Source organism: Pseudomonas sp. 25 R 14 (genome assembly GCF_900004755.1).
GTDB classification, from domain to species: domain Bacteria; phylum Pseudomonadota; class Gammaproteobacteria; order Pseudomonadales; family Pseudomonadaceae; genus Aquipseudomonas; species Aquipseudomonas brenneri.
The window spans coordinates 203,799-222,476 of record NZ_CVTS01000051.1; the positions used below are offsets into that span (position 1 = coordinate 203,799).

The 18,678-nt window shown below is 62.6% G+C and carries 17 protein-coding genes and 1 pseudogene; 7 read left to right on the top strand and 11 right to left on the bottom strand.

Going from position 1 to position 18,678, the window contains the following annotated elements:
- Positions 1-36: 36 nt before the first annotated feature.
- The gene (locus tag BFQ03_RS18330) at positions 37-2,151 is read right to left on the bottom strand and encodes a TonB-dependent receptor (protein ID WP_065943705.1); all 2,115 of its coding nucleotides are present in this window, start codon (positions 2,149-2,151) and stop codon (positions 37-39) included.
- 95 nt (positions 2,152-2,246) lie between these two features.
- A complete protein-coding gene (locus tag BFQ03_RS18335) occupies positions 2,247-2,636 on the bottom strand; it encodes a DUF2946 family protein (RefSeq protein WP_032861069.1) in 390 nt (129 codons plus the stop codon).
- A 90-nt stretch (positions 2,637-2,726) separates the two neighbouring features.
- Between BFQ03_RS18335 and BFQ03_RS18340 the strand changes: the two genes are divergently transcribed.
- Positions 2,727-3,164 (top strand): DUF3995 domain-containing protein, encoded by a 438-nt coding sequence (locus BFQ03_RS18340; RefSeq protein WP_032861068.1) that lies wholly within the window; start codon positions 2,727-2,729, stop codon positions 3,162-3,164.
- A gap of 41 nt (positions 3,165-3,205) precedes the next feature.
- Here BFQ03_RS18340 and BFQ03_RS18345 read toward each other — a convergent pair whose 3' ends face one another.
- From BFQ03_RS18345 to BFQ03_RS18375, 8 genes and pseudogenes are all read right to left on the bottom strand, one after another.
- Positions 3,206-3,574 (bottom strand): Na+/H+ antiporter subunit G, encoded by a 369-nt coding sequence (locus BFQ03_RS18345; protein ID WP_065943706.1) that lies wholly within the window; start codon positions 3,572-3,574, stop codon positions 3,206-3,208.
- Entirely contained in the window at positions 3,571-3,849 is a 279-nt protein-coding gene (locus tag BFQ03_RS18350) for a K+/H+ antiporter subunit F (protein WP_032861066.1), read from the bottom strand. Before BFQ03_RS18350 ends, BFQ03_RS18345 begins: the two co-directional genes overlap by 4 nt.
- Positions 3,846-4,334, bottom strand: coding sequence for a Na+/H+ antiporter subunit E (locus BFQ03_RS18355; protein ID WP_065943707.1), 489 nt, complete (start codon positions 4,332-4,334; stop codon positions 3,846-3,848). Before BFQ03_RS18355 ends, BFQ03_RS18350 begins: the two co-directional genes overlap by 4 nt.
- Entirely contained in the window at positions 4,331-6,013 is a 1,683-nt protein-coding gene (locus BFQ03_RS18360; protein ID WP_065943708.1) for a monovalent cation/H+ antiporter subunit D, read from the bottom strand. The genes BFQ03_RS18355 and BFQ03_RS18360 overlap by 4 nt, the downstream gene beginning before the upstream one ends.
- Complete coding sequence (locus BFQ03_RS18365) at positions 6,010-6,354, bottom strand: Na+/H+ antiporter subunit C (RefSeq protein WP_005789164.1); 345 nt, start codon at positions 6,352-6,354, stop codon at positions 6,010-6,012. Before BFQ03_RS18365 ends, BFQ03_RS18360 begins: the two co-directional genes overlap by 4 nt.
- A complete protein-coding gene (locus BFQ03_RS18370; RefSeq protein WP_065943709.1) occupies positions 6,354-9,278 on the bottom strand; it encodes a monovalent cation/H+ antiporter subunit A in 2,925 nt (974 codons plus the stop codon). The genes BFQ03_RS18365 and BFQ03_RS18370 overlap by 1 nt, the downstream gene beginning before the upstream one ends.
- 115 nt (positions 9,279-9,393) lie before the next feature.
- Positions 9,394-9,480, bottom strand: a pseudogene (locus BFQ03_RS31090) (outer membrane lipoprotein carrier protein LolA); the annotation flags it as partial.
- A complete protein-coding gene (locus BFQ03_RS18375; RefSeq protein ID WP_032861062.1) occupies positions 9,461-10,384 on the bottom strand; it encodes a DMT family transporter in 924 nt (307 codons plus the stop codon). The gene BFQ03_RS18375 and the pseudogene BFQ03_RS31090, both read right to left, overlap by 20 nt.
- A gap of 92 nt (positions 10,385-10,476) precedes the next feature.
- Here BFQ03_RS18375 and BFQ03_RS18380 point away from each other — a divergent pair, with 92 nt between their 5' ends.
- Positions 10,477-11,040, top strand: coding sequence for a helix-turn-helix domain-containing protein (locus tag BFQ03_RS18380; protein ID WP_032861061.1), 564 nt, complete (start codon positions 10,477-10,479; stop codon positions 11,038-11,040).
- Here BFQ03_RS18380 and BFQ03_RS18385 read toward each other — a convergent pair.
- Positions 11,037-11,405: a cupin domain-containing protein gene (locus tag BFQ03_RS18385; protein WP_090293103.1), complete on the bottom strand. Its 369-nt coding sequence runs from the start codon at positions 11,403-11,405 to the stop codon at positions 11,037-11,039. The two genes, BFQ03_RS18380 and BFQ03_RS18385, sit on opposite strands and share 4 nt — an antisense overlap.
- A gap of 179 nt (positions 11,406-11,584) precedes the next feature.
- On the opposite strand from BFQ03_RS18385, the gene BFQ03_RS18390 reads away from it, so the two are divergent.
- Genes BFQ03_RS18390 through hisC form a run of 5 tightly spaced genes read left to right on the top strand, consistent with a single transcriptional unit; the run spans position 11,585 to position 18,648 of the window.
- Entirely contained in the window at positions 11,585-13,747 is a 2,163-nt protein-coding gene (locus tag BFQ03_RS18390; RefSeq protein ID WP_065943710.1) for a TonB-dependent siderophore receptor, read from the top strand.
- A gap of 4 nt (positions 13,748-13,751) precedes the next feature.
- A complete protein-coding gene (locus tag BFQ03_RS18395) occupies positions 13,752-15,098 on the top strand; it encodes an alanine racemase (RefSeq protein WP_032861059.1) in 1,347 nt (448 codons plus the stop codon).
- Positions 15,099-15,128: 30 nt separating this feature from the next.
- Positions 15,129-16,133: an ornithine cyclodeaminase gene (locus tag BFQ03_RS18400; RefSeq protein WP_065943711.1), complete on the top strand. Its 1,005-nt coding sequence runs from the start codon at positions 15,129-15,131 to the stop codon at positions 16,131-16,133.
- Complete coding sequence (locus tag BFQ03_RS18405; protein WP_050593377.1) at positions 16,121-17,512, top strand: MATE family efflux transporter; 1,392 nt, start codon at positions 16,121-16,123, stop codon at positions 17,510-17,512. Before BFQ03_RS18400 ends, BFQ03_RS18405 begins: the two co-directional genes overlap by 13 nt.
- Before the next feature lie 14 nt (positions 17,513-17,526).
- A complete protein-coding gene (gene hisC, locus BFQ03_RS18410; protein ID WP_065943712.1) occupies positions 17,527-18,648 on the top strand; it encodes a histidinol-phosphate transaminase in 1,122 nt (373 codons plus the stop codon).
- Positions 18,649-18,678 lie beyond the last annotated feature (30 nt).

The window sequence follows — 18,678 nt, forward strand, 5'->3', positions numbered from 1 at the left end:
CAAGCCCGCTCCCACAGGTTTAACTGCATTCCAGCCTTAGAACTTGGTCTGCACCGCCAACTCGAAGGTGCGCGGCGATCCCAGGTAATACGCCGGCGACACATGGGCAAACTGCGCATACACCTCATTGGTCAGGTTGCGCACCCGGCCTGTCACCGAGGTGTGTTGATCGACCTTGTAGGTCAAAAACGTGCCAAACAGGGTGTACGCCGGCACAGTCAGGGTATTGGCGTTGTCGGCATACACCTGCGCCACGTAGCGCGCATCCACGCCGCCTTGCCAGGCAGGTGCGATGTCATAGGTCAGCCACAGGTTAGCCACCCGTTTCGGCACGTTGGTCGGCGTATTGCCCTTGCGCGAGACCACCGCGCCGCTGGCGATTTTCTCGTTGAAGTCATCGTATTGCGCATCGACCCAGGCGAAGTTGCCTTCCGCCAACAGCTTGGGAGTAATACGCAACGAACTGGCCAACTCGATGCCTCTGGACGTCTGTGCGCCCACTGCAAGGCTGCGGGTAGGGTCTTGTGGGTCGGTCACGGCAAAGTCCTTGCGCTCGATGTGGTACGCGGCAACGGTGGCTGAGCCGCGACCGTCCAGATAATCGAACTTGCTGCCCACTTCCCATTGCTTGCCGGTGGACACATCAAACACTTGGGTGGTGCTGGTGGGCTGTTCGGCTGCGGTGCTGTATTGCACATAGACATTGGCCGAAGGGATGAACTGGTAGGTCAGGCCAACGCGTCCGGTGACCGGCTCCCAACGGCGTTTGACGTTAGGTTGATTGTCACGGTGGCTGGTCACGTCCAGGTCGATGGCGTCATAGCGCAGGCCGGTCAGCAGTGACAGTTTGTCGGTCAGGCCCAGGCGGTTCTCGACGAACAGCGCCTTGGTCGTCACTTCGGTGGTCTTGTCCTTGATAAAGCCTGGTTTGGTGCCAGGGAGGTCGTAGAAATGCCCCGGATCATAGTGGTTCGGGTCCACCGCGTTCTTGCCGGACACGTTCAGCGGGCTGGCGGTGGTGCTGTTGACCTTGTATTCGAAACCGCCGGACCAGGTGGTGGCCAGGCCGAACAGGCTGTTGTCATGGCGCAGCTCGAACTGGTTGCCGTTCTGCTCACCCTGATGGCGCACCTGATAGGCCGTCGAACGGTTCACCACGCTGTTGTCGGCGCTGTACTGGTAGGTCTCCAGGTTGCGGTAGTCGCGCTGGCTGTCCAGGTGATAGAGGGTGTTGCGCAAGGTGGTGCTGTCGTTGATCCGGTAGTCGATGATCGAGCGGGCCCAGATTGTCCGCTGTTCGTAGCGGCCATCGGCGACGTTGTAGTTGTTGAAGCGGTTGTGCTTGTCGATCTTCAACTCGCCGGCCTTGGGGTTGAGCACCGGGGTGCCCCAGTACGGGCTGTCTTCGTGTTCGTCCTGATACTCCAGGGCCAGGGTGTGGGACAGGTTGGGTGTGAGGTCACTGAGCAGGGAAAAGGCCACGCTCCAGGCCTCACGTTGCTGGCGGTCGATATGGGTGTGGTTGGTGTTGCGGCTGACATCCAGGCGCGCGTAGTGCTGGACCTCGGCCCCGGGCTCGGTCAGGGCGTGGTTCAGGCCCAGGGCGATGCCGGTGGTGTCGTAGCTGCCATAGTTGATCTGGCCTTCGACGGCCTGTTCTTCGCGGGTGGCGAGCTTGGTCACGTAGTTCAGCGAGCCGCCCACGGAGCCGGCGCCGTTGATCAGCGAGGAGGGGCCGCCCACCAGCTCCACTCGGTCATAAATCCACGCATCCACCGGCCGTGCGAGGCCACCGGCGACGTTGATGCCGTTGAACATCTGGGTGATCTGGCTGCTGGTAAAGCCCCGATAGGAGATAAAACCACCAAACCCCGGCGGCGCACTGGCGTTGACCCCGGGCAGGGTATTGGCCGCATCCTGGAAGGTCTTGGCGCCACGGCGCTCGATATCATTGCGGTCGGCGATGCTGATGGAGGCCGGGGTTTCCCGCACGCTCAGCCCCAGGCGCGAGGCCATGCCGCTGGATTGGTCCAGGGCCAGGCCAGGCTCGTTGCTGGCGGCGCCGTCAATGGTGGTGGGGGCCAGCTCAAGGGCCCAGGCGCCAAAAGGCAGGCAGCCGCACAGGCCCGCCAGTAGAGGTAAATGTTTCATCGATAAATCCTGAAAAGCATGGCTTGGAAGCAACGCACAGCCGTCCGCGCTTCCCAGGGGAAGCAGCGTGGTATGCGGGTCAGAAAGCGCAGGTATCAGGCGTAGGCGGGTGGGGCGCGCGGATTAGCCGCAGGCCAGGTAAAACGGGTGGGAATGTCAGCCGTGACCACCACGGCTGGCGGTGGCGCGTGAGGCTGGGGCAGGACCGCAACGTTAAGGCTGGAGTTGAGCGCCGGGCCCATGCCGCCGGTGGAACACAGCGGGCAACCGAAGGCCTTGGACAACGTAGGCAGCGACTCATCGCCCGTGTTTACGGGGGCTGGCGCCTGGGTGCGCGGGTCTACGGTACAGAACTGGCCGCCAATGCCGTTGAGCTGCATGCCGACCATTTGCCCATGGCCAATACTGCAGGCGAACACGTTGAACAGGACGCAGCCATAGAGCATCCAGGCAATCAACGAGCGGTCGGCACGGGCGAGTTTCATGGGGCGGCACTTTATCACCAGACGACTAAATGCCTGCAAAAAATCTGAAAAGGACTATCCTCTTTCGAACTTTTTAAGGGGTATCCAGCCATGAGCTTTGTTATTGCGAGGTGGGTTGTCGGGGTATTTGCGTTTATCAGCATGGTCCATGTGTACTGGGCCGCAGGCGGCAAGTTCGGCAGCACGGCGGCGATCCCGCAACTGCCCGGCGAGTTCGCCAGCGGGCCACGACCGGCGTTCAAACCGTCGGCGCTGGGCACCTTCCTGGTGGCCGTGGGGCTGGTGCTGATTGCATTGCTGGTGTGCCTGCGGGCGGGGCTGTTTTTCCAGCCGGTGGGCCATCAGGCCTTGCAGTGGGGGATCAGCGCGATTGCCTTGATCATGTTTGCGCGAGCAATTGGGGACTCGGAGCTGGTGGGGTTTTTCAAGAAGGTTGGCGGCTCGCGGTTTGCCCGGCTGGATACGTTTTTCTATTCGCCGCTGTGCCTGGTGTTGGGCACCGGGTTGCTGGTCGTCGCCTGGGCCTGAATGTGGGAGCGAGCAAGCCCGCTCCCACATTTTTTTACCGATCAGCTACCACTCTCGGTGCGACGGCTGCTGACTTCGGCCGGCACATTTTCCCCCGCCATGCGCTTGCGAAACAGCGATGTGCGCGCCAGCAACAGGGTGGTCACCGGTACGGTGATCGACAGCAGGATCGGAATCAGCCAGCCGTGCAGCACCGGCCCGGACTTGAGGGTCGAGAAATAGATAATCGACGCCAGCGCCACGCACCAGGCGCCAAGGGTCGAGGCCAGCGCCGGTGGGTGCATGCGCTGGAAAAAGTCCTTCATCCGCAGCAGGCCGATCGCGCCAAGCAGCGCAAACAGGCTGCTGAGCAGCAGCAAGATTGCCACGAGCACTTCCACCCACAGCGGCAGTTCACTGACATTGATCATTCGATCACCTCTCCACGCAGCAGGAACTTGGCCAGGGCAAATGAGCCGACAAAGCCGAACAGCGCAATCAGCAGCGCTGCTTCGAAGTAGGTATCACTGGCGTAACGAATACCCAACGCCAGCATCATCAGCATCGCCAGGATATACAGGTAGTCCAGGGCCAGGACCCGGTCCTGGGCCGAGGGGCCCTTGAACAGGCGTACCAGGGTCAGGACCATGGCCAGGGAAAACAGGAACAGGCTGGCCAAGATCGCATTGGAGAGCAGGGCACTCATTCGAAGATCTCCATCAGGGGCCGTTCATAGGCCTGCTTGAAGTGCTCGATAAACTGCGCGTCGTCATCCAGGTCGAACACGTGCAGCAACAGGATGCTGCGGTCCAGGGCCAGTTCCGACCAGACGGTGCCTGGGGTCACGCTGGTGATCATCGACAGTACCGCCAGGCCGTTGGCGTCACGCAGGTCCAGGGGGATTTTGACAAAACGCGAGCGCGGCGGCCGTGTGCCGCAGGTCAATATGCCCCAGGCCACGTGCAGGTTGGAGAGGATGACATCGCGGCCGACCAGGAAGAACAGACGAATGATTACGCCAGGGCGGCGGATACGGACCGGCAGCGGGCGCAGCGGCGCCATCATCAGCGGCGCGAGAAAACCCAGGATCGCCCCCAGCAGCAGGTTGCCGGGGCTGATCGACAGGTTCAGCACCAGCCACAGTGCCCACAATGCCAACGACAACCACGGGGCGGGAAACAGGCGTTTCATGGCTGTACCTCCACGGCGGCGGCCTGGGCTTGCGGGCTGGGCACTGGGCGGGTGGCCATGACGGCCATTACATAGTGCTCGGGGTTATTGAGGCGGTTGGCGGTGTCCTGGGTAAAGCGCATCAGCATCTCTGCCTTGAAGGTCAGGCCAATCGCCAGGCCAAGCAGGACGAAGATCGGCACGCACTCCAAGCGGCGCAGCAGCGGTGAAGGCCGTTCTTCCGGGGTCCAGAAGCGCTGGATGCCCAATCGGGCAAAGGCGATCAGCGAGGCCAGGCCCGAGAAGATCAACAGCGCGACCAAGCCCCAGGCTGCCGGACGGATCGGCTCACTTACGGCATGGCCCAGGCCCAGCGGGTTGATCAGGGCGCTGAGCAGGCTGAGCTTGCCGATAAACCCCGACAGCGGCGGCATGCCGATGATCAGCAGGGCACAGGCAATAAAGCTCAGGCCGAGAAAGGCCATGGTCCACGGGATGACTTGGCCGACCACGGCCTTTTGTTCATCGTCGAGGTTGGTACCCTTGGGTGGATGCGGGGTTTCCATGGGGCGCGGCAACGTTTCGATTTCATCGTCCAGCAGCAGTTCATTGGACGAGCGCGAGCGTTCGATCAGTTCGGCCAGCAAAAACAGCGCGCTCAAGGCCAGGGTCGAACTGACCAGGTAAAACAGCGCGCCAGCGGTCAGGCTGGGCTGGGCAAAGCCTACCGCCGACAGCAGGATGCCGGCCGAGACCAGGATGCTCAGGCTGGCCATGCGCTCCAGGCGTTGGGCGGCGAGCATGGCCAGGGCGGCGCAGAGAATGGTTGCCATGCCGCCGTACACCAGCCAGTCGCCGCCAAACAGCGCCGAAGCGCCGGCTTGCCCGGAAAACAGCAGGGTCCACAGGCGCAACACGGTGTACACGCCGACCTTGGTCATGATCGCAAACATCGCCGCCACCGGCGCGCTGGCCGCGGAGTAGGCCGGCGTCAGCCAGAAGTTCAACGGCCACATCCCGGCCTTGGCCAGGAACGCCGTGGCGAGAATCGCCGCGCCGGCATGCAGCAGGCCGCGGTCGGCTTCCGGGACCAACGGGATCTTCAGCGCCAGGTCAGCAAAGTTCAGGGTGCCGGTGACGCCATAGATCAGCGCCGCGCCAATCAGGAACAGTGACGAGGCCAGCAAGTTGATCGAGATGTAATGCAGCCCCGCCGACACTCGCGCCCGGCCCGAGCCATGGAGCATCAGGCCGTAGGAGGCCGCCAGCAGCACCTCGAAGAATACGAACAGGTTGAACAGGTCAGCGGTAAGAAAGGCGCCGTAGAGGCCCATCAACTGGATCTGGAACAGCGCGTGGAAGCTTGTACCGGCGCGGTCCCAGCGGGCCATGGCGAACAGCAGGGCGCTGACGCCAATGATCCCGGTGAGCACCAGCATCAACGCAGACAGTTGGTCCACCACCAGCACGATGCCGAACGGCGCCTGCCAGTTGCCCGGCAGGTACACGCCGATGGAGGCGGGGCCACCTTTTTGCGTCCAGTACAGCATCAGCACCGCGATGCCCAGGCCGGTCATGCTCGACAGCAGGTTGATCTTGGCCTTGAGCGGGCGGTGTTTCTCGCCCAGCATCAGCATCAGCGCGGCGGTCAGCAACGGCAGCAGGATCGGCGCGATGATCAGTTGGTTCATCCAGCTCATTCCTTGGGCTCCCGGCCGTCCACATGGTCAGTGCCGGTCAGGCCCCGGGACGCCAGCAGCACCACCAGGAACAGCGCAGTCATGGCGAAGCTGATCACAATCGCCGTCAGCACCAGGGCCTGGGGCAGGGGATCGGTGTAATTGAGCAGGTCCTGGGGCACGCCGTCCTTGATGATTGGCTCCTTGCCGATAAACAGGCTGCCCATGCTGAAGATGAACAGGTTGACCCCATACGACAACAGGCACAGGCCCATCACCACCTGGAAGGTCCGTGGCCGCAGCACCAGCCAGACGCCGGAGGCCGCCAGGACCCCAATGGCAATTGCGATGACTTCTTCCATCAGGCGGCAGCTCCTTGTGGGTTGGCGGCGGCTTTCGCCTGGTTGCCGGGTTTATGGGCCCGCACCGATTGGTGACCCAGGGCGGTGAGCATCAGCAGGGTCGAACCGACCACCATCGCGTATACGCCCACGTCGAAGAACAGCGCGCTGGCGATATGGATGTCGCCCAGCACCGGCAAGCTCAGGTGCAGGGTACTGGTGGTGAGGAACGGGTAGCCGAAGAACAGTGCGCCCAAGCCGGTCAATGTCGCCGACAACAGGCCGAAGCCCATCCAGCGCAGCGGCCGCAGGTTCATCTGCGCCTCGACCCACTGGGTACCGGCGACCATGTATTGCAGGATAAACGCCACCGACATCACCAGGCCTGCGACAAACCCGCCGCCCGGCTGGTTGTGGCCGCGCATGAACAGGTAGAACGACACCACCAGGGCAATCGGCAGCAGCAGGCGCACCAGCACGGCGGGCACCATCATAAAGCCCAGGGCGGTGTCGCTGGCCTGGCGTGGGTTGACCAGGTCGGTGTCCACGTCCGGTGCCAACAGCCGCTGTTGCGCGGGCAGTTGTTCGCTTTCCTTGGGCGGGCGGAAACGGCGCAGCAGCGCATAGACCGTCAAGGCCACGGCACCCAGCACGGTGATTTCGCCCAGGGTATCGAAGCCCCGGAAGTCCACCAGCATCACATTCACCACATTGCTGCCGCCGCCTTCAGGCAGGGCGCGGCTGAGGTAGAACGAGGAAATGTCGTTGGGGGTCTGGCGGGTCAGCATGGCATAGGACAACAGCGCCATGCCGCCACCGACCACAGTGGACAGCAGCAAGTCGCGCAGCCGGCGAATGCGCGCCTTGCGCAGCGAGTTGGGCAGCGGCGAGACCTCTTCGATCCGCCGTGGCAGCCAGCGCAGGCCCAGCAGGATCAGCACGGTGGTCACCACTTCGACCACCAGTTGTGTCAATGCCAGGTCCGGCGCAGAGAACCAGACAAAGGTCACGCAGGTCATCAGGCCGCAGACGCTGACCATGGTCAGGGCTGCCAGCCGGTGATACTTGGCTTGCCAGGCGGCGCCCAGGGCACAGGCAATCGCCAGCAGCCACAGGGTGACGAAGACGATGGAACCGGGAATTTTCGGCCGGTCGCCCCAGCTCAGGCTGTTGCCCAGCATCGGGATCATCCCGACGACCACCGCCGCCAGCACCAGCAGGAACAACTGGGTCTGCAGGCGCTTGGTGCTGATGTGTTTTTCAAGCCGGCGCACACCGCGCATCATCACCACCAGGCAGCGCTCGAACATGCGCTTGCCATTGAAGTAGCTGATGATCGGCGGGTACTTGAAGCGCCCGCGCTTGAGTTGCTTGCGCAGCAGCAGGTACAGGACCACGCCACCGGTCATGGCCACCAGGCTCATGATCATCGGCGCGTTCCAGCCGTGCCAGATCGCCAGGCTGTACTGGGGCAATACACCGCCGACTACCGGCAGGGCGGCGGCGGCAAGGATCGAACCCACCACCTGGGCCGGGAAGATCCCCACCAGCAGGCAGGTGAACACCAGCAGCTCCACCGGCGCGCGCATCCAGCGTGGCGGTTCGTGCGGGGTGTGCGGCAGGTCAGTGGCCGCCGGGCCGAAGAACACATCCACGGTGAAGCGCAGGGCATAGGCCACGCTGAAGGTACCGGCGATGGTCGCGATCACCGGCAGGGCAATTTCCACCCACTGGGTCGAGGAGATAAATACCGTTTCGGCGAAGAACATTTCCTTGGACAGGAAACCGTTGAGCAACGGCACCCCGGCCATGGAGGCGCTGGCGACCATGGCCAGGGTCGCGGTAAACGGGATCAGGCGCACCAGGCCGCTGAGCTTGCGGATATCGCGGGTGCCGCTTTCGTGGTCGATGATGCCTGCTGCCATGAACAGCGAAGCCTTGAACGTGGCGTGGTTGAGGATATGGAACACCGCCGCGACGGCAGCCAGCGGGCTGTTGAGGCCCAGCAGCAGAGTGATCAGGCCCAGGTGGCTGATGGTGGAGTAGGCCAGCAGGCCCTTGAGGTCGTTCTGGAACATCGCGCAATACGCGCCGAGCAACAGGGTCAGGGCACCGGCGCCACCGACCATCCAGAACCATTCTTCGCTGCCCGACAGCGAGGGCCACAGGCGGGCCAGCAGGAACACGCCGGCCTTCACCATCGTGGCCGAGTGCAGGTAGGCCGACACGGGCGTCGGTGCGGCCATGGCGTGGGGGAGCCAGAAGTGGAAGGGGAATTGCGCGCTTTTGCTCAGGGCGCCGATCAGGATCAACGTCAGCAGGATGGGGTAGAGGGAGTGGGCACGGATCTGGTCGCCGGCGGCAAGCACCTGGTCCAGATCGTAACTGCCGACGACATGGCCGAGCAGCATGACCCCCGCCAGCAGGCACAAACCACCCGCACCGGTCACCATCAGCGCCATATAGGCACCACGGCGCGCATCGGAACGGTGGTGCCAATAGCCGATCAGCAGGAACGAGAACAGGCTGGTCAGTTCCCAGAAAAACACGATCTGGATCAGGTTGCCGGAGATCACCAACCCGAGCATCGCGCCCATGAACGCCAGGAAAAACGCAAAGAAACGCGGCACCGGGTCATCCGGCGACATGTAATAGCGGGCGTACAAAGACACCAGGCTGCCGATGCCCAATACCAGCAGCGAGAACAACCAGGCGAAGCCATCCATGCGCAACACGAAATCCAGGCCCAGGCTGGGCAGCCAGGAGAATTCTTCGCGGATCACGCCACCGTCGGCGATCTGGGGGTAGAGCAGGGCGACTTGTACAGTACCGACCAGGGCCACAAGGCCGGCCAGCAGGGATTCAGTATTACGTGCGTTGTGCGGCAGCAAGGCCGCCAGACAGCTGCCGATGAAAGGCAGAAGCAGTAGAACTATCAGGGACATAGGCTTCTAATCTGCAGTGGTTTGGGATGCATCATACGTGCCGGAAACCGGATTACCAAACGGCAAGCTGTGGCAGGATCCTACAAGATGCACCGAAAACCCTTAACTGTCCCTGTGTAGGAGCGAGCGTGCTCGCGAAAAACCTGAGAGCGCTGCGGGGTATCAGGTTACCCGCGTCATCGTTAACGCTCTTCGCGAGCAAGCTCGCTCCTACCAGTGGACTTCTGTTGCCGGGTCTTCATCTCACTGACAATCACCGCCGCCACAATCAACACCGCCCCCAGCATGGCAATCGGCGGGAAGCGCTCACCGGCGATCCGCCCGATCACCCCGGCCCAGACTGGCTCGCCGGCATAGATCAAGGTGGCGCGGGTCGGCGAGACGCTTTTCTGCGCCCAGTTCATCGCCAGTTGAATCACCGCGCTGGTCAAGCCCAGGCCCATGGCGATGAACAGCAGTAACCAGGAAAAGCCCGGTAACGATTCGCCCATAGGCACCACCAGCAGGAACGACAGCAGCGACGCGGTGGCCAGTTGCACCACCGTCACCCGGCGTACATCCACTTGGCCGGCGTAGGCGCTGATCAGGATGATTTCGGCGGCAATCGCAATGGCACCGATCAGGGTCGCGATTTCACCGGGGCTGAAGTTCAGCGATGCACCGGCGGGACCGGTCAGCAGCATCAGGCCGGCGAACGCCAGCATGATGCCAATGCTCGGCATCAAGCCCGGGCGCCGCCCCAGCACCAGCCATTGCAACAGCGGTACGAAGGGCACATAGAGTGCGGTGATGAACGCCGACTGGCTGCTGAGGATCGTTTGCAAGCCAATGGTTTGCAGGCCATAGCCAAACATGATCGCGGTGCCGATAAAGGCCCCGGCCTTGAGTTCAAACAACGTCAGGCCGCGCAGGTTGCGCAGGGAAAATAGGCCCACCACCAGCGCCGCTGCCGCGAAACGCAGGCCGACAAAGAACATCGGCCCGCTGACGGTCATGGCATGTTGCACCAGGATAAAGGTTGCGCCCCAGATCATGGTGATCAGCACCAGCACGCATTCGGCTTTGCTGAAACGGGAAAACAGTGCGGAGGAGGTCGAGGTGGTCATGGCGGCTCTGGTCTTGCACAGGAGGGGCGCGGAACGCACAATGCGCCGCAGCTGGGCAGTATACTGCGCAAATCCATCGAGTGAGCAATATAGTGCACAAAGAAAATCCGCAACGGGCTTCGGTCCTGCAGCACGTCAGCCAGAACGTTCGTCGCCTGCGCCACGCGGCCGAATTGAGCCAGACGGCCCTGGCGGAAAAATCCGGGGTCAGCCGGCGCATGCTGGTGGCCATCGAGGCGGGTGAAAAGAACGTCAGCCTGTCCACCCTCGACCGTGTGGCCGAAGCGCTGGACGTGGCCTTCAGCGACCTGATCCAGGCGCCCGATGCCCGTGACCACAGCCGCATCAACGAACTGGCCTGGACCGGGGAAATCGATGGCAGCAAAGCCGTGCTACTGGCCAAGGCTACCGCCCGGCGTGAGGTTGAACTGTGGGAGTGGCGCCTGGAACCGGGCGACCGCTATTGCCCGGACCCCGACCTGGAAGGCTGGAGCACGCAATTGTTTGTGTTCGAGGGCAGCCTGACCCTGGTGGTGGGCGATGTCGAAACCACCATCGCCGCCGGCGAGTTCTTTATGTTCCCCAGCCACCAGCCCCATGCCTATCGCAATGAGGGGCCCGTGGCGGTGCGCTTTATCCGCAATGTGGTGATCTAGATCCACACATCATTGAGCATGGTCCGCTCGCCGCCCTGATCACCGGTATTCAACACACCGCAGGGCTCGACCAGCAGTAATTTCACCTCACCCTCGGCATACGGTTTGTGCTCGACGCCCTTGGGCACCACAAACATCTCACCGGCGCCGATCTGTACCGCACCATCGCGAAAATCAATACGCAGCGCGCCGTCGAGGACAATGAAGGTCTCATCGGTATCCGCGTGGCTGTGCCAGACAAAATCCCCCTCGATCTTCACCACCTTGAATTGGTAGTCGTTCATCTGCGCGACGACCTTGGGTGTCCATTGCTCGCTGAACAGGCTGTATTTGTGCGCAAGGTTGATGGCGGTGTAGGAGGGCATGGCAGTCATCTCAGGTGATCCAGGAAAGGCCTGAGCTTAGTAGCGGCGCGATAGCCGGTATTGAATGATTGTGCGATTGTTTGGCAAATAGAAATGTTATATTGTATCTATCAATAACGATTCTCATGTGTCTCCATGCCTGAGGTCGGCTCGTTTACTTTTGGCTCAAGGGATTGCAGATGAACCAGTTGCACGGGATTGCTCCACGGTTTCCCACATTGTTGGCAGTGGGGCTGATGTCCTCGCTCACTGGCTTGCCCGCCGTCGCAGCAGAAGATCGCGAAGAATTGGTCACCGAGCTTGAAGCCACCCGGGTCAGCGCACCGCTGAACAAGGCGCTGGAAGTGAATGCCGGTGGTTTTGGCGCCAAGGACGCCATGGAAATCCCCCTGGCCATCCAGAGTTACTCCAGCAAGACCATCGCCGACAGCTCCGCGCGCACCGCCGTGGACGTGTTGAGCCTCGACCCTTCGGTGCTCAGTGCTTCAGGCGGTAGTGGGTTTGACAACTTCCGCCTGCGCGGCTTTGCCATGGACAACTTCAACACCATCCGCCGCGACGGCCTGACCCTGGCACCGCACCACGATGTGCCCCTGGAAAACGTCGAGCGCATCGATGTGCTCAAGGGCCCGTCGGGCTTTCTCTACGGTTTCAACTCGCCGGGCGGCACCATCAACTACATCCTCAAGCGCCCGACCCTGGAGCCGCTGCTCAATGTCAGCGTGCAAGGCTCGTCGTTGCTCGGCCGCTACGTGGCGATTGATACGAGTGACTCATTCAACGACGGCGCCTTTGGCTATCGCCTGAATGCGGGCTACGAAAAAAACGGTGACTTCGATCACGCCCGCGACATGGAGCGCAAGTTCATTGGCCTGGCCACCGATTTTCGCTTGAGTGATCGTGCGCTGTTGCAACTCAACGCGGACTGGTCGCGCAAATCCACGGTCTCCGACCCATTGCTGCGTGCCGACCAGAGCGGCCGCGCCAATCCGCTGGATCCGTCCAGCTATGTACTGCCGCCCAAGATCAATCGCCGGGATCTGCTGACCGGCTCCTGGTTCCGCCACCAGACCGAAGGCGCCAACCTCGACGCCAAGTTCGAGTACGAACTCGATGACAACTGGACGTCCGTGACCCAGGGCAACTATTCGCGGGTCGAGCGCCACGGCGGCTACAACGACCTGTTCGGGATCAAGCCCAATGGTGATATTGGCTCGGCGGACTTTTATGTGTCCCGTGGCGAAGTGTTCAGCACCTGGTCACTGCAGTCGTACCTGGCCGGCAAGTTCGCCACCGGCAACATCTATCACGACGTGTTCTTCGGCACCGGCTACAAGCAATTCAAGGATGTCAGCCCGTTCTGGGACTCGGTGGACAGCGGCACTCCGGGCATCAGCATCGGTGACGTCTCGGTAGGCAACATCCTGCACCCGGTCAACCCGCCGAAATGGCATTTCGGCCCGGAGCAGCCCACCGACTTTGTGTCCTCCATCAAGGAAACCTCGGTCTTTGCCAGCGACCTGATTTCCCTGAACGAACAGTTCCAGGTGATGCTCGGTGGGCGCTATATCTGGTACCGCGCCGATCATCTTTCGGCCAAGGCGCCGGCGCAAAGCCACAACGTATTCGTGCCCAGCGCCGCGCTGATCTATCGGCCCTGGGACAGCCTGATGACCTACGTCAGCTACTCCAAAGGCTTTGAAAAGGGCGACTACGCACCCTACAACGCGACCAATGCCAACCAGCCCACCGACGCCATCGAGTCCCAGCAGTACGAAGTCGGCCTGAAGCTGGACCTCAATGATCGCCTGAACCTGGGCCTGGCGGTGTTCGATATCCGGCGCAAGGCCAGTTACCTGAATACCAGCAACACTTACGTCAGCGATGGTGAATTTCACCATCGTGGCGCTGAGCTGACCCTGTCCAACCGCGTCACCGATGCCCTGACACTCACCGCCAATGCGGCTTATCTGTCCACGCGCATGGAAGATGTCGATGACGTCACGGTAGAAGGCAAACGCACCGAAAGTGTGCCCAAGTGGAAAGGTGCGGTCGGTGCCTTGTACAGCGTGGCCGCCGTGCCCGGCCTGTCGTTGGACAGCACCTTGAGCTACGTCGGCAGCCGCCCGGTGGATCCACAGAACAGCGGCTACATCCCCAGCTACACCTTGCTCGATGCCGGCGTCAGTTACCGCTCGAAACTGGCGGATACCCCGGTGACCTACCGCCTGCACGGCAAGAACCTGACCAACAAGTACTACTACGCCAGCGCCTATTACCAGGGTGGGCTGGATGTGGGGCGCGAGCGCGAAGTGTTCCTCTCGGCCAAATTCGAGTTCTAGACCGATGACCCATTCCAGCTCATTGCCCGGCCTGCGCCACCTGTGGGTCGAGCGGCTGCTCGATCAGCACCGCACCCGATTGACCGAACTGGTCGACGGCCTTGGCTCGCCATTGCATCTGCTGTGCCCGCAGATCTTTCACGCCAATGTCGAAGCCTTCCAGCACAGCTTCACCGACGCCCAGGTGCGCGGCAGCCTGTTATTTGCCAAGAAGGCCAACAAGGCCAACTGCTTTATCCAGGCCTGCGCGCAGTGTGCGATTGGCGTGGATGTGGCCAGCGTCGGTGAGCTGCAAAAGGCCTTGGCGGGCGGGGTTGCCGGCGGTGATATCGGCGTGTCCGGCCCGCGCAAGAGTGATCAGTTGCTGGGGTTGGGCTTGAGCCACCAGTGCTTGCTGGCGGTGGATTCGCTGGAGGAACTGATGCGTATCCAGCAGTTGGCGCAATCGATGCGACAACGGGCGCACCTGCTGTTGCGTTATTGCCCCAGCAGCCAGCCCCACAGCCGCTTCGGCTTGAATGCCCGGGAATGCGACCAGGCCCTGGTGTTCTGCCGCCAGCATGTGGCGAACCTGGACTTGCAAGGCTTTTCCTTTCACCTGGGCGGTTATGACACCGAGCAGCGGGCGCAAGTCGCCAGCCACTTGATCGATCTGTGCCAGGCCAGTGAGTTGGACAACTGCCGCACGGTCAACCTGGGGGGTGGTTTTGCCGTGCGTTATGTCGACCCGGCGCAGTGGCGGGCCTTTATGGCCGAGGACTGTGCCGAGGGTTATCACGGGGAAAAAGGGTTTGCCGGGTTCTATCCCTATGGTGCGTTGCGCGCCGGGGCCGAGGCCCTCGACGATATCCTCGCCACGCCCGTCAGCCCCGGCCTGAGCCTGGCGCAAAAGGTCATCGAACACGGGGTGCGCCTGATCATTGAACCTGGCCGCGCCTTGCTCGACCAGGCCGGCATCAGTGTGTTCCGCGTGCAGGGCGTCAAGGACCGCAGCGCCAGCGACGGGTATGCACTGGTCACCGTGCAGGGCAGCAGCTTCAGCCTCTCCGAACAATGGTTCAACAGCGAGTTCCTGCCTGACCCACTGCTGCTGCCGGCAACGCCACGGGCGCCGTCGCCCTTTGTCGCCTGTATCGGCGGAGCCACCTGCCTGGAGTCGGACATGCTGACCTGGCGCAAAGTCGCCTTCGACTGCCCGATCCAGGCCGGCGACTTGCTGATCTACCTCAATACTGCCGGCTATCAGATGGACTCCAACGAGTCGCCATTTCACGAAGCCCCATTGCCCCACAAAGTGGTGGTGGAGCTGCGTAATCAACACCTGCGCTGGAAGCTGGACAGCCTGGCGTGAGCGTTAAAACCATTGCACAAGGAGCCTTGAGTGAACAGTTCGAACAAACCCGCTGCCCCCGCTGATCTATGGGTGCTGCCCCAAGCCGCGCTCGAAGACCTGGGGGTGAGTTACCGCGAAGTGCTGCAGGTGGTCGAGCAGGCGTACAAGGCCTTGCGCAGCGGCGACTCGCAGAACCCGCTCAAGACCATTGTCGAACCGACAGACCGGCGCTCCATCAGCTACTCGATGGTCGGCCGCGATGGCGCGAGCCAAACCGTGGGTTTCAAGGTGGTCTACGAACATGATCCGCAGCGCACCCGCGATGCCTATCAATTCCACTCGTTTATCTTCTTGTGTGATGACCGCACCGGCCGTCCGATTGCCTTGATGGATGTGGTCAAGCTCGGGCCGCTGCGCACCTCGGCTACTTCGGCGTTGATGGCCAGGGCCGCGTGCCCGGATGCCCGCAGCGCCCTGGTGGTCGGCACCGGTGTGCAGGGCCAGGTGGCGCTGCCCATGCTGCTGGCGGCCATGCCGGACCTGGAGCGATTGTATGTCTATGGGCACTACGCCGAGGGTCTGCGCGCGGTGCGGGACAACCTGCACAAACACTATCCGTTGCGCGATGTGATCGTGGTCGACGACCTGCAGGCGGCGGCTGGCGAGGCCGATATCATCCTCGGCGTCGCCGGGCTTTCGGCGCGCCAGCAAGTGCAGCGGGCCTGGCTCAAGCCGGGCGCCGTGGCAGTGCTGGTCGGCTATGGCATCGATGCCGACGTGCTGCATGGCGCTGACTACCGCATCGCCACCGACATCGCGCAGATGCAGGTCACCAGCGCCGACCTGGCGGCGGCTGACGGCAGCCTGCCCGAGGTGGACGCCGAACTGCCGGATATCCTCCTGGGCCTGGCACCCGCACGGCGCCATCGCGATGATGTGGTGTTTGCCTACAACAGCGGCATGGTGGTGACCGATGTCGCCCTCGGTCGCTTGATGGCCGATCGCGCGCTGGCGCAGAACCGTGGGCAGAGGGTCCAGCTATGGTCGGCTTGAATACCGCGCAACCTGGCGCCTGGCGCGCTGACAGCCGGGCACTGTTGCTACTGGCACTGCCGCTGATCCTGACCAACCTGGCGTATGTGGCCCTGACCACCATCGATATCGTGGTGCTTGGCACCCTGGGCGCCAAGGAGCTGGCAGCCGGTGGCCTGGCACTCGCCCTGTTCAACCAGTTGCGCACCACCGGCACCGGGCTGGTCACGGGCGTCAGTAATCTGGTGGCGCAAGCCAACGCCAGGGGCGATGAAGCTCAAGTGCGTGCGCTGCTGGTGGCGGGCCTGTTCTGGGCCACCGTCAGTGGCCTGGTGTTTATGGGCGTGTTGTTGGCGTTGCGTCAACCACTGACATGGCTGGGCCAGGACGCCAGCGTCGTGGCGGGGGCCATGGACTTCCTGTTGATCATTGCCCCAGGCCTATTGCCGTGCCTGTGGTTCCAGGCGCTGCGCCACTTCACGGTCGGCCTCAAGTTCCCCGGCCCGTTGCTGGCAATCACCTTGGTGTCGATCGTTCTTACGGCGGCACTGAACTACGTGCTGGTGTTCGGCAAACTGGGCCTGCCGGCCTATGGGCTGGCAGGGGTGGCAATCACCAGCGCGGTGGTGTTCCTGCTGTCGTTCCTGATGTTCCTCGTGGTGGTGCTGACCCACCGGCGCCTGGCCGGCTACTTCAAGCTTGCACAGCTGAGTTTTTCGCCGACGGCGATCAAGGCCGTGTGGAAGCTCGGACTGCCGATTGCCGGGACCTATGCCAGCGAGGCCGGGTTCTTCAGCGTGCTGACCCTGCTGATCGGCACCCTGGGCATGGAAGCGCTGGCGGCGCAGACCGTGCTCAACCAGATCATCTACATCGTGTTCATGTTCTCGGCGGGGATCTCCCACGCGGCCTCGATCCATATCAGCGAGGCCTGCGGCACCGGGCAGTATCAGCGCGCCCGGCAGCTGGGGCGCCTGGGGCTGGGGCTCGGAGTGGTGGTCATGCTGCTGTTTGCGATTCCCTATGCACTGCTGCCCGAACAGGTGATCGGCCTGTTTATCAGCACCGAACACGCCAACAACCAGGATGCAGTGAGCCTGATGGCTACCGGTTTGCTGATCGCCATCGTCCTGCAGATCTTTGATGCCAGCCAGAACATCGGCAACGGCATCTTGCGCGGTATCGGCGATACGGCGGGGCCGTTGCGTATTTCGCTGTTCGGCTACTGGCTGGTGGGGCTGCCCGCCGCCTGGTTGCTGGGCATCGTCAGTCCCTACGGCATCTTTGGCGTATGGGCCGGGCTGGCGATAGGCCTGGCGGCCACGGCGCTGCTGCTGATCGTCTCGTTTGAACGGCAACTCAAGGCGCTGGACCGCGCAGGCGCCATCGCACTGTCATAACAAGGAGGTGTTCAATGCATCAAGACAACCCCGCCCACCGCATCGAGGCGCTGGTGCGGCCCAGTGTGCGGCGCTTGCCCCTGTACGATCCGGGCGCCGATCCACGTAAGCTCGGTACGCCAACGGTGACCAAGCTGTCCAACTGCGAAAACCCCCTGGGCATGTCGCCGGCCGCCGCTGCCATGCTTGCGCGTCAGGGCGGGGCAGGGTTGGAGCGTTATCCCGACCCCAGCGGTCGGGCGTTACGGCAACTGATCGGTGGGCAGCTGGATATCGATCCGGCCAGAATCATCCTCGGCAACGGTTCGGAAAACATCCTCGAATTGCTGTGCCTGGCACTGCTCGATCCCCAGGATCGGGTCGTCACCCAGCAGCCTTGTTTCAGCCTGCATGAAAGCCTGCCGTTGATGATGGGGGCGCAGGTGGACAAGGTGCCGCTCAACCATGACTTCAGCCTCAATTTGCCGGCCTGGGCTGCGGCCCTCCAGCCACCGGCGAAGATGCTGATGCTGAGCACGCCCTGCAACCCGGTAGGGACAGCGCTATCGCCGGTTGAACTGACTGAGCTGGTCGCCGCCGCCCATCCCGATACCTTGCTGGTGATCGACGAAGCGTACTTCGAATTCGTCGAGGACGGCGCCGACGCCCTGGCGATCCTGGGCGCGCAGACGCGGCCGTGGATCATCCTGCGCACATTCTCCAAGGCCTACGGGCTGGCGGGGCTGCGGATCGGCTATGGCATTGCCTCGCACCCCAGCCTGATCGACGCGCTGCACCGGGTGCGTACGCCGTACAACGTCAATCAACCGGCCCAGGAGGCTGCCCAGGCCGCCTGGCTTGACCAGGCGCACGTGGTGCGTAGCCGCGAATTCATCACGATCGAGCGCCAGCGCCTGACCCAGGGACTACAGGCTGCGGGTTTTCGCGTGGCGCCGTCCCAGGCCAATTTCCTGTTTATCGATACCGCCCGCAATGCCCTGGAAGTGGTCGAAGAACTGCTCAAGGACGGGATCATCGTCAAGGCCTGGCGCGAGCCGGGGTACACCGGTTTCATTCGCGTGTCCCTGGGCCTGGTCGAGCAAAACCAGGCGTTTCTCGCCAGCTTGCAACGTGCCGTCGCGGCCCTGGCCGGCTAAGCGCCGCGCCTGTTTTTCATACTGCCCAGA